This is a genomic window from Rhizobium sp. BR 315 (assembly GCF_050577975.1).
GTDB classification, from domain to species: domain Bacteria; phylum Pseudomonadota; class Alphaproteobacteria; order Rhizobiales; family Rhizobiaceae; genus Rhizobium; species Rhizobium miluonense.
Window position 1 is genome coordinate 1 of record NZ_JARWKZ010000090.1, and the last position, 14,898, is coordinate 14,898.

A 14,898-nucleotide genomic window follows, 5' to 3' on the forward strand; every position below is an offset into this window, starting at 1 on the left:
ATCTGGTCGTGTACCCACCAACATCACCATCCTGCCACTGCCGCCGAAATCGCCAGAGCTGAACCCAGTCGAAAACCTCTGGCACTTCATGCGCGAGAACTGGCTGTCGAACCGTATCTTCAAATCCTACGACGACATCGTCGATCATTGCTGCGATGCATGGCGAAAGCTCGAAAGCCAGCCTTGGCGCATCATGTCAATCGGACGAAAGCCTTGGGCAAATGGGTTCTGATCAGTGAGACGCCGTATAAGACCCCATAATCAAATCGGCATTTTGCAGTTTCGGTATTTTGTGGGCAGCTCCCACTTACAATACGATAAAGTCGGTCGAGTATCAGTCTCTGCTCTTCAATTGGATTCAATGACTACCTTTATTTAATCTTTGCTTTAAAAGCTCGAACCTCGCGCTGTCTTTCAGGTCGAGTATGTAGAAATCCTTGATGTAGGATAGAATTTCCATTTCCTCTTTTTGTGAACGGGCCATGGATGAGACCACGTGAATGGCTTTCATAAACCTTTCGGAGCAAGCCGTTCCATCACTTCTGAAGTCTCGTTCACTGAGCGTGAGTTCATAGATAAGATTTATAGCAAACATACGAACGCGTCTTTCGCTAAAGATGTCAATCCAACGGGAACATTGGTTGACTTGTGTATATATTGCCCGAACCCAGTCGGGGTATAAGGCTGTTTACATCGTATCCACGGCTTTGAAGCGCTAGAATTCTGGTATTTCCGTTCATTATAGTTCCATCCGGCTTTACTAGAAGTGGCTCATCGCCGTTCAACAAGCTCTCAACTATACTGTCGGTTGATTGATACGACCAGTAGTTGTAGGACGAGGCGTTTCCAGACGTGATAGTTTCGCTCGAATGAAGTGAACGAAGAGATGTAATACCTTGTTTCGCGTCATTATTTTTCGGTGAATTTCCTCCATTCCCATCATCATCCGGATCAGGCGATCCAGCGGCTGCAACCGAACCGCCAGTCGTAGTGCCATTGCCGTTCCCCGATCCGCTTTTCTGATTATAGACGACCAACTTCTTTCCGTCGCGGGACATCATATTGGCCCAGTCGCCGAGATCGGCCGCCGACATGGGCGTGCTACCAATTTGGCCGCCGATCAGGGTGAATGATCCATCGCTCTCTTCGTGCAGCGTCAGTGATAGAGATATGCTCCCGCCTCCCGGCAATGGAACATCAGTCGATACCGTGGTGCCGAACGAATAGGTCGTCCAAGTCAGGGTCGTGCCATCATCCAGACGCTGCGTTTGAGCACTCAATCCCCCCTTCAACAGCTCATAGCCCATTCCCGTCACGAACGAGGTGACCGCGAGAACCTGTTTCGTCCTGTCGGCAATCTGGTTCAGGATGAGCGTCGCAAGCGATGGGGTGAGGTCGAGGGTATCGCCGTCCGGTGTCGTGACTTTGCAGGAGGGTGCATCCGCATAGGCGGGCGTGATCAGCCAGTCGAAGATGCTGTGCCTGATTTCGCCATGTTGGCCGCATGTTTGCAGGCCGGCCATCATCTTCGGATCATCCTTGTACTTGATGACCTTCTTGACGACCTGATTTTCTTCCGGCGTGATTTGCTTCGCCGCCTCCAGCTTGTCGAAGGCCTCGCCGATTGCTTCAGCAATCGTCTTGCCCGCGGCGGCGACCGCAATCGCACTCTGCACCGAGACATAGGGCTCAAGCAGGATATGCTTATCCTTGGTGACAACGCTTTGCTGGGCCGGATCGGTGTTGATCTGATCGACCGGCCGAGTGGCGCCGCTCTGCTCGAGCGAAGCCTGCTGCTGGGGATTGCGGACGGTGATATTACCCGCACCACCGCTGCCGCTAATCGTCGCCTTGACGGACTGCTCGACGTCATCGAGCTGGTATTTGCCGCTGGCGCTCGAATTGTTCTGCGTCTTGCCGTTGGCATCCGCGCCGGAATAAAGGTCGATGTTGGCGTTGACCTCATAGCCCTGATATTTCTGAGTGCCGACGAAGTCGGACCAGGTGAGCGTGCCGGTATCGAGATTGACCTGACCGTCAGTCGAGATCAGCCCGGACGCGGCAAGATTGGTGTTACCGCCGACGGTGATATTCTGGTCGCCGGTGGAGTAGAGGCCGGCAGGCTTATCGATCCAGTTCGTCGAGCCCTTGCCCGAACCGAAGCCCGGCTGCACGCCGCCCAATGTCAGGCCACCGAGGGCCGTGGCGATATTGCCTGATGTCAACAGCGGTTGGCCGGCGGTGCTGCCGAGTGTCGGGCCGGTGAAGGAAAGCCCGAGCGAGGACGAGCTGTTCGACTGGCTGTCGGTGTTCGGCGTCGAGACGATATTGAGATTGCCGCCGACGTTGCCGTCAATCGTATCGGCGGAGAAGACGGTGTTGTTGAGGGTCGTATCGCCCTTCGAGATGAAGGTAATGTTGTCCGTCGCGCTGACACCTGAGATCACCTGCGTCGTCGATGAACTCGACGATTTCGATTGACCGGCCGAGACGCTCGCTGTCGGCGTGATGCCGGTTGCCCCTTTTATGCCCACGCCGACCGACACGCCGATGCTGGCGCCGGCCGACTGACTGCTTGACGAGGCATTGGATGTTGCCTGCGCGCCGGCCATGTCGATGGTATTGGCCGAGATCAACCGCCTGCATCCGACGCAGAAGCCGATACGTCCGCTGAAGGACCTCGTAAATGCTTTCAGCCGTCCCGGCGATGTCGTGCTGGACCCGTTCTGCGGGTCTGGTTCCACGCTGGTTGCAGCCAAGGCTCTCGGCCGGCGCCCAATCGGCATTGAGCTGAGTGACCAGCACTGCTTCACCGCGTCCATGCGGGTGCAGACCATGGCCCCCTAACCGGGGCCATTGACCCGGCCCCCACGGGGCCTTTGTCATGCTCGCTTCGATCGCACGCGTTCCAGCCCCACGGCCACTAATGCACGAAATCGCGGTATCGCGAAATCCTGCACGAGCAGGTACTTTTCGGCGCTTTGACCGAAATAAATTGACGTTTTGCGGATTTAGCGCATTATACGGCATCAATACGGGAAGGTTCCTAGAAATGTTACTCGAATTCCGCGTCAAGAATTTCCGCTCCATCCGCGATGAAGCGATACTGAGCCTTGCCGCCAGTGCCGATGCTACGCTGGAAGAGACCCATACCCGCGAAACTGGCCTCGAGAAGGTTCGGCGCGTGCTCAACACCGCGGCCATCTACGGCGCCAACGCCAGCGGCAAGTCGAACGTCATCCGCGCCCTGCAATTCATGCACCTGATGGTGACGACGTCCAACCAGGTCCAGCCGGACCAACCGAACATTCTCGCCCCCTTCCGGATGCGGCCGGACCATGAAAGCGAGCCGTCGCTCTTTGAAGCCACGTTCCTGATAGGCGGCAAGCGCTATCAGTACGGGTTCGAGCTGACCCGCACCCACATCATCAGCGAATGGCTGCTGGTATACGAGCGCGCCAAGCCGCAGGTCTGGTTCTCGCGCACGTACAACGAGAAGAAAAAGAACCGCTACGACTACACCTACAGCGACTATTTCAGCGGGACGAAGAAGCTTTGGGAAACCGCGACCCGGAAGGAAACCCTCTTCCTCACCACGGCCATCCAGCTCAACAACGAGCAGCTGAAGCCGCTCTACCAGCGATTTTCCGAGGACATGGCTATCTTCCCGGAAGGCGGCAGCATCGGTTACGGATTTTCGGCCAACTTTGCCGAGGAGAGTTCCCGCAACAAGTCGCGTGTGGAAACGCTCATCAGCGCGGCCGATACGGGGATTTGCAAGGTTTCGTTCACGAAGCAGCCCGGCCGTCAGTACCAGATCAATCTGACCACGGGGGTCCCGGAAATCCGGGATACCGAACTTGAAGTTCCGCAGTTCGGTCACCTTGCCGACGGTCAGGTCTACGAATTTGAGTACGGCGACGAATCCGCTGGCACCCAGATCCTGTTCAGCCTCGCAGGCCCCATCCTCGACATCCTCGAGCGCGGTCGCCTGCTCATCGTCGACGAGCTCGACCGCAGCCTCCACCCGTTGCTGGTGCATAAAATCGTGGAGATGTTCAACGATCCGCAGCTGAACACCAAGGGCGCACAGCTGATCTTCACGACCCACGACGTGTCTCTGCTCGACGGCAACAAGCTGCGGCGCGACCAGATCTGGTTCGCGGAGAAGGATGCAGGTCAGGCCTCGCACCTTTTCCCCTTGCTGGAATTTTCGCCGCGCAAGGGCGAGGCCCTGGAAAAAGGATATCTGGGCGGCCGTTACGGTGGCATCCCGATCTTCTCGTTCGGTATGAAAGAATACGGTGCGAGAAAAGACCACGGTACGAAGAAAGACTAAGCCTTGGCCAAGAAGCACCGCTTTGAACGTACCGAATCCCGTCTGACACGCAAACAAGGTCGCAAACGGCCCTATGACCGGACCCTAATCGTGTGCGAGGGTGAGAAGACCGAGGTCAATTACTTCGACGCGATCCGCCGCGAAAAGCGGCTCCCCAACGCGGATATCCAGGTCGTGCCGTCCGACTACGGCACGTCCCCGCTCAATATTGTGGAATACGCGATCGACCACTTCAGCGAGAGCAAGGCCTTCGATCGCGTCTACGTGGTTTTCGACCGGGACGACCACGCGAGTTACCACAATGCCCTCGCCAAGGCCGAGGCGACCGACAAGAAGCTGAAAAACGACGGGGGCAAGGCGGTTCCCTTTACGGCCATCCCGTCTGTGCCAAACTTCGAGCTGTGGCTGCTGCTGCACTTCCGGGATGTGCTCGCACCGATCCACCGGAACGAGGTCTATGCCGCGCTCCGCCTACCGGCGCATTACCCGACCTACGCAAAGAACAGCAAGACCGTCTATGCCGACACCAAGGATCGGATTCCGGCGGCTACCACACGAGCTGTCCATCTGCGCGGCCAGTTCAACGCGCACAGCGGCGTAGACCCTTACACGGACGTCGACGTGCTGACCGGAGAGTTGATGAAGATTGCCGGACGGTTCGCCTAGCCGGTTGAGGAGCGCTCCCATGGGATGCCGTGTGGTTGCGGCTGGCCTCGCGGGATCTGCGCGTGCCGTAGCCCAGTCACCGTGTTTCTGGCGCTGGGCGTGTGCTGGCGAACAACCGTCCCATATTATCTTTCGTTCGTGATCCCCTCAGGGATTGCTTTGGTGCAGGGCGGCGCCTGGCCGTCAAGGTTTTGCCCGCTCCAATCCGTGTTGACCCATGACTGCGGCAGTCTTGGCCACCCTGCCCTTCGTTCGCGTCCTTCGGGACGACATCAACGAACGAAAGTAATGAAAATGGGACTGGATATGTTCGCCTACACGACCACAACGAAGCCGGAGACACCGGTGGACTTCGAGGTCGACAACGCGCAACGACTCCACTACTGGCGCAAACACCCCAACCTGCACGGCTGGATGGAGCGACTGTACCGCAATAAGGGTGGCTCGGACGACGACTTCGACCTCGTGCCCCTGGAGCTGGTAGCCGAGGACCTTGATACTCTGGAATCTGACATCAAGGCCAAGGCCTTGCCGAAAACGCGAGGGTTGTTCTTCGGCGAATCCGATGGCTCGGAAATGCAGGACGATCTGCAGTTCGACAGTCGGCTAGCAGCAAACAGAGCTTTGGTCGAAGAGGAGCTGGCAAATAAGGTGTATCACTGCGGAGCATTGGATGTAGCAGCATGGTCACAACTCCACGACCGCTCGATGTGTAGACGCTTGCAAACATAGTGGCTTGTACTCGCGATCATCATCCCGACCAAACCCGCGCGACCTTATGGCCACCTATGATTTCTCATGGATCTGGAAAGAATTTAGCGTCGAAGACCTCAGACGCTAGACCAAATCAATGTGACCGGTTTTTACACGTATCCTGCGCCAACCCCTAGTCGGCTCAGACGTGTGATTTTGGCCAAGTGGAGAACGAAGATAGAACTCCAGTGACTTAGAAGCAAGCATTGTCATTTAAACGGGAGTTTGCGTCACAGTCTCCGGTATCGTTCCGGTGTTCGCACCCTTCATGGTTTGGTCGACCTTAGCGTCGATTTTACGCAAATCTTGTTCCGCCCCTGTTTCAGTAATTACTACCGAACTAAGCGCTGACCCGAGATCGAGGCTCCAAGGTGAAAGAGTGCATGTTAATTTTTTTGGAGAGCGTCCTTCACCCAATAACCAATGCCGATTATGGCCACGAAGACTCCCCACTTCGTATACCAAGCTGCCCACCATAGAGTTTCAGTGCCAAGGGCTGGCATTGAAGTGGATTGGTCAAAATCGAATAGATGTGTCGCAGGCATCGCCACACCCGCCGACGCCCAAAAATTAAGAGCGGGCCACCAGCAGGCCCAAACGAGTGCGAATACGATTGGCCAAAGGCCTCCAATATTGATTTCGTCGTAAGTGTTGCCAAGCCACCATGCGCCCCCGAAAGCAATCCCAAGCAGAACAAGACGAAAAAATACAGCTGCACCGGTGCTCACATCCAGTCCAAAAAGCACCGAGAATTTCCAGACAACAAAGGCTATTGAACCAACGATTCCAGCTGCCACCAGAAAAATCCAGCTGTCATCGCTCCGATTATTATTTGTCATATATTTCTATCCTCGAGAGGCGTGGTCACTAGAGACCGAGTTTCGTAAACCGTATCGACGGATAGATCGTCGGAAGAACTTCCCGGCCCTGGGGCATATTTTCGCAGTTTAACGGGTCCAGTCAGACACCCCGGCGACCCGCAATTTGTTGCGAATCTCCAAGATCTCTTCATCGACTTTGGAATCGGTAAGGGCAGCCACACTATTATCTCCCAGCGTCAGAAGTGTACCACCCCGATATTCAGTGGCTCGGGGGTCACCTGACAATGCCATTTGCAGCCGCGGATTTTTGAAGTAAGTCAACCAACCTAGTCTACCGCCGTCGACAAGGGCACCATTAACTCGAACCCTGTTCCTCAGATTTTGATCTGATCCGTAGACGACACAAAATGTCGGATCGCAGAAATCCAGCAGATAGTTGAATATTGCGTGCACAGTTTCCGGCTTTGACCAATTCCCGTTGCGTTCTGCCGGCTGAAACGAAGGCACATCAACTGCGACAAGCGAGAAATCTAGGCGCGGAGGGTTTCCCGCTGTTTTTATCGATATGCCTACAGTCTCTGGATTTTTTCTCTTTTGAACGAAATCGGAAAACGTCGTTCTGAAGCCGTAGGGAGAGCGAGAATCGACGGTTAAGCGCCAATTATCGGGGGCGCCCTCATTGTGATACTTAACATCGTCATAGTCGCCGAAAGCCGTCATGACAACGTCTTCGAAATCGGACCAATCCTCGGCTATGGGCATGTTGCCGTGTTTTGCGGTCGTGCCGCTGACGTCAAAGGGCCTGCTCCAAGGCGAGATCTTCTCCATGCCTATGAGGAAGTCCTTTGATCTCTCCATTGCCTGCTTTGCGGTCAGGTGCGGTCCTGGGCCAATCGCTTGGAAAACCATCGAGTCGGGAAACCTGCTACCCATATTTCACCTCGGAGGCTTGACGATAATGCTGATGCCGGTGATTTCCGCTCTTTCAAAAATACCCTGAATCGCCTCGGCTGTCGTTGTTGACGGCACATACCAGAGAATGTTCGCGCCGTCTGCTGCTTCTATCTGTGTGGTTGCTTGTTTCACAACGCTATCATATGAGAATTTTGTATCAATTGGCCAGTTGTTCCAGAGCTTAGCATCCACATAGGTGTTTGTTCCCTCATTGTACCCGTCAAACTTTGTTTCCCCTGACGGGGTATTTGGGTTTGGCACAACGTAGGTCGAGCCGCGAGGAGCGCCAGTTACTTCTTCTTGGTACGCGGCTTCGCTTTCGCTTAGCCCCTCATTTACGGTGACCCATCTTCCAGGTCCTCCGCCACCGCCGGAACCTTGCAGCGGACCGTAGTATTGATTTCCGCCGCCACCCTCGAGCATGTGCTGCAGCTCGCTCTCCGACTCGAACGGATGCTCCATCATGTTATAGCGATAGGCATCGAGCACAGCGGACGAACCTTGAGCTCCTCCGAGTGCTGCCCCAACAAAGGCTGCAGCCCATTGCTGAATTGCGTGTTGTTGGTCTGCTGTCAGACTTGAATTCGCTTGCAGGGCTTGATTCAGGATGCTGTTGACGAGTTCGCCGATGGCCGCAGTGCTTGCAGCCTGTCCGACGTTACCACCGGCAATCGATGCCACTGCGGCAGCAGCTCCAGCGTGCAGGGCGAGCATAACGGGACTATCTGAGGGCAACCGAAGTTGTTGGCCTATGTCGCCGATTGCTGTGTTGGCAAGCTGCGATAGCGCTGCCGCGCTCTGCTGCTGGGCCTTCAACTTGTCGATGTCAAAAACATCGACCTGCGTATTGGCCTTTGAGGCATCGGTATTCAGACCGGAGAGGTTCTGCTGCTGGTTCGCCAGATTCCAGGTACCGGGCATAATCGTTGCCAATGTCGCACCGCTATCGCCTTGCTTGGCTGGCTGACCTACGATCGGGATGGGAATACCGCCACCGACCAGGCTGAAGCCTTCGCTAGTTGCAGCCGCAGACATTGAGTTTGCGATGTCGGAATAAAGAATCTGATTGGCACTCAGGGTATTGCGGGCCGGATCGGTCGTCGAGCCGATGAAGCCACCCCGCAGATCGATGGTGCCATCCGTATTGACGTGATAGCCGCCGGAACCTGCAAAGATGCCGCTTTGCTGGGAAACATTGGCATAATCGCCGGTGATCGTTCCCTGATTATAGCCGCCGCTGATACCCCCTGAACTGATGCCGAGTTGGGCGCTCCTTGTCTTTTCGTCATAGGATGCCGTGTCCTGGCGGCTCTCGATGGTGATGCCGTTGACGGCGCTTGCATTGACCGTATCGCCGGAGAGAACACCCCCGGCGAGAGTCAACTTGTCGCCGGCTACGACGGTGACCGTTCCGGTTCCGCTGACGTTAGAATTGACCTGGGTGACCGAGCTTGCCACCTGCTTGCCGGACCCATAGGCCGCGTTTGCAGTAATCCCTCCACCGACCGCCTGGTTGTTGATATCGACGCTGGCGGAAAGTCCGATGCCAGCGCCACCCGCTTTGCTGCTGCTCTTACTGTCGCTGGTGGCCTGAACGCTTTCGAGATCGACATCTCCGGCCGCCGAAATCAGCACGTTTCCATTTTTAGGATCTTCGGAAGCCGTCGGAGTGTTGCCATCCTTGCCCATGCCAGCATTGATCTGCACGCCTCGGCCGGTGACATCGCCGGATTCAGCGACGATGGTCACCGAGCTGCCGTTGATCACCGGCGGAACCGGGATCGAAGTGGTGGATTGCTGCGAGCTTTCACTGAAACTGTAACCGGCCGTCAGCGAGATCGAGGCCACCGCAGGCTTGAGGCCGGTGATGGGATCTGGCGCTGCGTTGATGGCAGCCATTGTAGAGGATATGGCTTGATAGCCCTTGACGCCGGCCAGGACCGCAGGCGCGATCCCATAAATACCGTTATCCCCCGAAAGCAGGCTGCCGGCCTGGGCAGCACCCTGTGCCGCCGAGATCAGCGACGACTGCACCGTCAGGCTGACACCAGCAAAGCTCTTCTTCTGCATCTCCGACGCATTGGTGACGTCATTGCTCGACAGCAGGTTGACGTTGTCACCAGCAGTTAGAGTGACTGGGCCGGCGGCCAGGATCTGACCAGACTGATCGTTGATATTGTGGTTGGCGGCAATGGTGATACTGCCATCGGACTCAAGCGTGCTGACCGCATTGATATTGGCGTCTTTCGAACGCTTCTCTTCAGATTTGGCAACACCAATACCGATCGACAGGCTGCCGTCGCCGGATGAGAAGTTGATGCCGAAGCCGGAACGCTTGGTCTGGCTGGAGGACGACTGTTCTTCCGCGCCCGGCGCGATGTTGACGTCGCGTGCCGACGAGATCTCCGTACCGTCGCCGGAATGCGAGGACGAGCCGAAGATATTGACGTCGCCCTGGGTGGACGTGATCGTCGTCTTACCGCCAGACGAAAGCGTCGAGCCTATGTTGTCGGTCGAGCTCTGGCTGCTCTTCGAGTCCTTCGACCCATAGATCGAGATAAAGCCACCGCCAGATCCGACGCCGATGCCGGATTTCTTGGTCTGTTTGTCGCTCTCGTGCTCCTCCTCGGCCCCCATGACGGTGACGGTCGAGCCGGACAAGGAGAGATTGTTGCCGGCGGCAATGCTGGAACCGGAGACGACGGTCTCATTGCCGGCGGCGACGTTGACGTTGCCAGATGCCGAGACGGACGAGCCAACGGTATCCTCGTCGTAAGTATGTGTATGGGTCTTCGAGGACGACAGGAAGCCGCTCTTCTTGCTGTCGGAGGTGGTCTCGTCCGTATCCTTGCCGGAAGCGATGACGATGTTGCCGGCAGCACTGATGTTGGCGTTAGCGGTATGCGTGGCATCGCCAGCAGTGACATCGGAGGCAGACACGGTGACGTTGCCGCCCGTGGAAGCGATATTGACGCCAGTCTGGCCCGAGATCGACGATCCCTGTGCTGTGGTTGTCGCTTCGGTTGACTTTTTCGAGCCCGACTTGCTGGACGAGGATGCGCTATCGGTTGCTTCGCCGATGGTGACGTCGCCCTTGGCAATAACGTTGGCAGCGCCACCCTTGGCAGCGATATCGGAACCGATGACACTGATGTTTCCGGCGTCGGCCTGGACCGTCACATTGCCGTTCTGCGAGGTAATCGAGGACGCATTGCTGGTAACCGCGGTCGAGGACGACTGGCCGCTCTTATAGCCATTGGCAGCGCCCGCAATCGTCTTCGATTGGCTCGTGGTCTGATCCTGAGAGGCCGTAATGGCGATATTGCCCTTCGTCGAGACAATGCCGAGATTGCCGCCGGCGTCGAGCGATGAGCCGCCGATCAGCACGCCCTGATTGCCCGATACCAGCATGGCGCCGCCGGCGATAAGCGACGAACCCTGCTGGATCTGGCTGGTCGTGGTCGTGATCGTGCCGCCCTGCGATAAATTCAGGCGGTCCTTGGTGAGAACGGTATTATCAACGCCAGCAGAGATAATGCTGACCGATCCGTTCGAGGAGAGGACGGACAGATCGCCACCGGCCTTGGCGGAACTGGCGATGATATTGACGCCACTCGTACCGGCAATGCTGAGATTGCCGCCTGATGTCACCGTGGTGCCGACCAGCGTCTGGACACCACCATTGTCCTGTTTGACGGCACCCAGCGTTATGGTCTGGCCGGAGAGCTGCGCGCTGCCGCCGGCGGCCACCTTCGTGCCGCTCAGCGTCAGGCTGCCGGCGCCGGCATCCATCTTCAGGCTGCCGCCGGCCGTGACGCCGCCATTGGCGGCAACGATGGTCTGCCCACCGATGTTCATGGTCTGGGCGGCGAGTGTTATGCCGTTCTCGGCATTGAGATTCATGTTGCCGCCGGCAAGGAAAGCGCCGCCATTGGCCTTGATGCTGCTGGCATTGATGGTCATGCCATCGGCCGCAGCAATCGCGCCGGAATTGTCGACGCTCGAGGCATCGATGCTAACCGTGTTCCCGGCGATCAACGCAGCGGACGTGGTTTTGGCGCGGTCGGCGGCCGAGAGATAAACGACCGGAACCAGTACCGGCGCGCCATCGACGACCTCTGTCTGGTAGATCACCATCGACTGCGTCAGCGACGCGGCCTGCTCGGGCGTCAACGCCTGCCCGAGACCAAGGCCATGCGCCTCGGCATAAGCGACGCCGTTGTCGAGAAGCGTCTTCATTTGGTCCGTGGCGTTATCGCCGGGAACGAACGAGCCGGCGCCAAGACCATTGCCGACCAATTGCCGCATCTGCTCATCGATGAGCTGATTGTCGAAATAGGCGTCGCCGAGGAAGGGAACCTTGGTCTCAGGCGTGTAGCCAACCCGGTCTATAAAATAAGCCGAACCATAGAACTTCGACACGTCGAGGAAGGCAGCCCGTGTTTCGAACAGGAAGACCTGCCCTGGGACCGTGCCGCCGACGCCGCCCGATTGCGGCTTGGCAACGGCTGCGAGCTGAGCCCCGTTCGTCTGCAGAATCTGGGTGAGATTGCCACTATTGCCGATCGCAGCCGTAAGCTTACCCATCAGGCTGTTCGGATTAACCGACGTGGTGCCCGCCGTCAGTGCGTTCGCACCGATCGAAGGACCGGTGGCAGCCGTTACGCCATTGCTGCTGACCGAAGCACCGACCGCCCTCAGATTGTTGCCGCCGATTGTTGGACCAGAACCGATCGTCGGACCGTTTCCGGTAAGCGACGGGCCGCTATTCGCGTTGGCGCCACCATTGGCTGCTACGCTTGAAAGCGCCGCACTGACATTGAACAAAGCGCCGCCGGCGGTCATGCTGTTGAGTGCGCCCAGCGGGTTGTTTGCGGTCGCCGGCGCGTCGATCACAACGCCACCGTTGATCGAACCGTTGGACGCGACATTGTTGATCGCACCGCCGCCGTTGATGGTCTGGCTTCCGTGCGCCTGGATAACGCCAGAGATGGCGCCGACCACCTGCACGCCGACTGTGGATCCGGGGTTCAGATCCCGCGAGGGATCGCGTGTGCCATTCGGGTTCGGTGAATAGGTGAGTGTCGGGTCATTGCCGCCGATGCAGGGGCGATTGGGGCCGCTGCAATTCAACTCTCCGCCAGCGCCGGGTCCGACGACATCCGGGTAGTATTGGCATGGAGTGCTGCTGTCACAGATCGTTTGCGTGACGCGGTTCAGCATCGCGCCATCATTAGTGAGCGTGCCGGCAACGGTCAGAAGCATGTTGCCGTCGGACTTGATCGAGCTATAGCCATTCCAGAGATTGATCGCATTGATGGTCAGATCCCCACCTGCGCGGATCTGCGCGGAGGCGCCGGCACCGCTGATCAATTGATCCTGCGAAATGAGCTGGCTGACCAGATGTTCGATGGTCTGAACAGTCTCGTACGTGGGTCCGTCATGATCACCAGAGCCATTGCATCGCGAAACGCATCGAGACGTCTCCTCTATCACGTCGTATGGGCTAAGGATCGTGTTGGAAATCAGCACATTGCGCTGGATCGAGGGCGCTGAGGTCGTTGTGTTCGTCAACCCGTTGGTCAGGATCGACATGGAGCCGCCCGATTGGATGAGACCGGCGGAATTGACGACGGCGCCGTTTCTCTGACCGCCACCCGGTCCGGCGATGGTGAGACCGTTGCCGGCAAGGAGTGCGCCCTGGTCGTTGGTCAGCGTGCCGCCGACGAAGAGGTTGGCATTGTTGCCGGCAAACACCAGGCCGGAAGGGCTGTTGTAGAAGTCGCTCGATACGTTGAAGGTAAGATTGTTGCCGGCGGCAAGCTGGCCGGCATTGCCGAGCGATGGCAGGTTCAGCGTCAGGTCGTGCGCCGCAAGCAGCGCGGTATTGGCGTTTGTCGTCAGACTTGCGGCGGAGACGGTAATGTCGCCCGAACCGCCAGCATTGGTGACGGTGCTGACCTGTGCGTTTGAAAGATCGGCATTGCCCGACAGGTTGAGGCTCAGGCCGCCGAAGACAAGATTGCTGCCTGACAGATTGGCGGAGGAGGCATTGACGATCAGCGTGCCGCCGCCGGCCATTCGGCTGCCTCTGCTGCCGGAGAGATCGAGTGCGCCGGTGTTGAGCGTCAGATTGCCGCCGACGCGCGTGGTGCTGGTATAGGCAATGGCGCCCGGGCTTGTGAGCGCGGCATTCCCCAGGCTTTGCAGGCTATTATAGCCGATGTTCTGGGTAGCCGTGGCGGCAAGATTGCCGCCCGAAAGCAACGAGTTGGCACTAACACTGCCGTTGGAGGCGGCAAGCGTCATAGCGCCGGCGCGGCGCAGCATCAGGTTGCCATTGGATGCCGCATTGGTGGCGGCAAAGTCGACGCCGGAGACCAGCGTGTCGATCGTGATCGACCGGGCATTGAGGTTGATGTTGCCGGTGCCGAGCGATTGGCCGCTGAGCGTGATCGCATTGCCGGCGCCAATGGTCAGGTCGCCATGGGCAACGGCATTGGTGCTGACATTGTTCGCCGCGTTGGCGGTGATGGTCCCTGCAGCGAGCAGGCTGTTGAAAGAGATGTCTCCGGCCGTGGCTGTAAGTGTCAAATCGCCCGTCGGCCCAAGAATGACGTTACCGGCGCCTGATTGGCCGGTCGCGGCAAAATCGACACCAGCCGCGATAACATTGCCGCTGACGGCAGAGCCGGTGATCGAGACATTGCTGGCGCCAAGGAGCTGGCCGTTGATCTTGACCGCGCCAGGACTGGTGGGCGAACCGATCGCGACGGTGCCGTGACTTGTGATGTTGCCGCCCGTAAATGCGCTTGCCGCCACATCGAGGCCGCCTGCAACGATCAGCGTGCCCGCGCTGGCACTGCCGGCGTTTATCGTCAGATCGCCGCTTGCTCCGAGAGCGATGGCGCCGTTTGATGATCGTGCGGTGGCGGCGAAATCGACGCCGGTAACGGCTTGGCCCAGTTGGACGGTCGGGCCGGAGAGCAAGACATCTCCCGCACCGAGGAGCTGGCTAGTCACATTGACGCTGTTGCTGCCGGCAAGGGTAATGTCGCCATGCCCGGTCACAGCATTGGCCGCGATGGTGGCTGCATGCGCGTCGATATTGCCGGCCGACAGCATGGTCTGCGCGGTGATGCCCGCAGAAGCGGTCAGATTCATATCGCCGGCGGTTCCGAGCACTATGCCGCCGCCGCGGGCACTGGTGGCAGTGAAATCGACGCCCGAAATCAAGACGGGCGCATTGATGCTGCCGCCACTTATTGTGAGATTGCCCGCAGAAATCACCTGATTGGTGGCTGCGAGATTGCCGAAAATATCGACTTTGCCATGACTGGTAATGCTGGCAGCCGTCAGATTTGT

The 14,898-nt window shown here is 57.9% G+C and carries 10 protein-coding genes; 6 read left to right on the top strand and 4 right to left on the bottom strand.

Annotation, left to right across the window (positions count from 1 at the left end):
• On the top strand, positions 1-232 hold a 232-nt coding region (locus tag QD409_RS34020), incomplete at its 5' end, for a transposase (protein WP_430764894.1).
• A gap of 388 nt (positions 233-620) precedes the next feature.
• Here QD409_RS34020 and QD409_RS34025 read toward each other — a convergent pair.
• On the bottom strand, positions 621-2,636 hold the full coding sequence (locus QD409_RS34025; protein WP_430764895.1) for a hemagglutinin repeat-containing protein: 2,016 nt from the start codon (positions 2,634-2,636) through the stop codon (positions 621-623).
• On the opposite strand from QD409_RS34025, the gene QD409_RS34030 reads away from it, so the two are divergent.
• The 4 genes from QD409_RS34030 (at position 2,611) to QD409_RS34045 (ending at position 5,737) form a co-directional block, all read left to right on the top strand.
• Positions 2,611-2,847, top strand: coding sequence for a DNA methyltransferase (locus tag QD409_RS34030; protein ID WP_430764896.1), 237 nt, complete (start codon positions 2,611-2,613; stop codon positions 2,845-2,847). The two genes, QD409_RS34025 and QD409_RS34030, sit on opposite strands and share 26 nt — an antisense overlap.
• A 37-nt stretch (positions 2,848-2,884) precedes the next feature.
• The gene (locus QD409_RS34035) at positions 2,885-4,339 is read left to right on the top strand and encodes an AAA family ATPase (RefSeq protein WP_430764897.1); all 1,455 of its coding nucleotides are present in this window, start codon (positions 2,885-2,887) and stop codon (positions 4,337-4,339) included.
• Positions 4,340-4,342: 3 nt separating this feature from the next.
• Entirely contained in the window at positions 4,343-5,005 is a 663-nt protein-coding gene (locus tag QD409_RS34040; protein ID WP_430764898.1) for an RloB family protein, read from the top strand.
• 288 nt (positions 5,006-5,293) lie between these two features.
• Entirely contained in the window at positions 5,294-5,737 is a 444-nt protein-coding gene (locus tag QD409_RS34045) for a hypothetical protein (RefSeq protein ID WP_430764899.1), read from the top strand.
• 407 nt (positions 5,738-6,144) lie between these two features.
• Here the strand turns inward: QD409_RS34045 and QD409_RS34050 are convergent, their stop codons facing one another.
• The 3 genes from QD409_RS34050 to QD409_RS34060 all read right to left on the bottom strand — a co-directional run bounded on the left by QD409_RS34050 (position 6,145) and on the right by QD409_RS34060 (position 14,658).
• Entirely contained in the window at positions 6,145-6,597 is a 453-nt protein-coding gene (locus QD409_RS34050; protein WP_430764900.1) for a hypothetical protein, read from the bottom strand.
• A gap of 108 nt (positions 6,598-6,705) precedes the next feature.
• Entirely contained in the window at positions 6,706-7,512 is an 807-nt protein-coding gene (locus tag QD409_RS34055; RefSeq protein WP_430764901.1) for a hypothetical protein, read from the bottom strand.
• Positions 7,513-7,515: 3 nt separating this feature from the next.
• On the bottom strand, positions 7,516-14,658 hold the full coding sequence (locus tag QD409_RS34060) for a hemagglutinin repeat-containing protein (RefSeq protein WP_430764902.1): 7,143 nt from the start codon (positions 14,656-14,658) through the stop codon (positions 7,516-7,518).
• Here QD409_RS34060 and QD409_RS34065 point away from each other — a divergent pair.
• On the top strand, positions 14,629-14,898 hold a 270-nt coding region (locus tag QD409_RS34065; protein WP_430764903.1), incomplete at its 3' end, for a hypothetical protein. The two genes, QD409_RS34060 and QD409_RS34065, sit on opposite strands and share 30 nt — an antisense overlap.

What these genes read in the sequence shown, in the direction of transcription:
- QD409_RS34045 (WP_430764899.1), top strand. Translation starts at nt 5,294, where the DNA reads ATGAAAATGGGACTGGATATGTTCGCCTACACGACCACAACGAAGCCG.
- QD409_RS34030 (WP_430764896.1), top strand. Translation starts at nt 2,611, where the DNA reads ATGTCGATGGTATTGGCCGAGATCAACCGCCTGCATCCGACGCAGAAG.
- QD409_RS34035 (WP_430764897.1), top strand. Translation starts at nt 2,885, where the DNA reads ATGCTCGCTTCGATCGCACGCGTTCCAGCCCCACGGCCACTAATGCAC.
- QD409_RS34050 (WP_430764900.1), bottom strand. Translation starts at nt 6,597, where the DNA reads ATGACAAATAATAATCGGAGCGATGACAGCTGGATTTTTCTGGTGGCA.
- QD409_RS34060 (WP_430764902.1), bottom strand. Translation starts at nt 14,658, where the DNA reads ATGCTGTCGGCCGGCAATATCGACGCGCATGCAGCCACCATCGCGGCC.
- QD409_RS34055 (WP_430764901.1), bottom strand. Translation starts at nt 7,512, where the DNA reads ATGGGTAGCAGGTTTCCCGACTCGATGGTTTTCCAAGCGATTGGCCCA.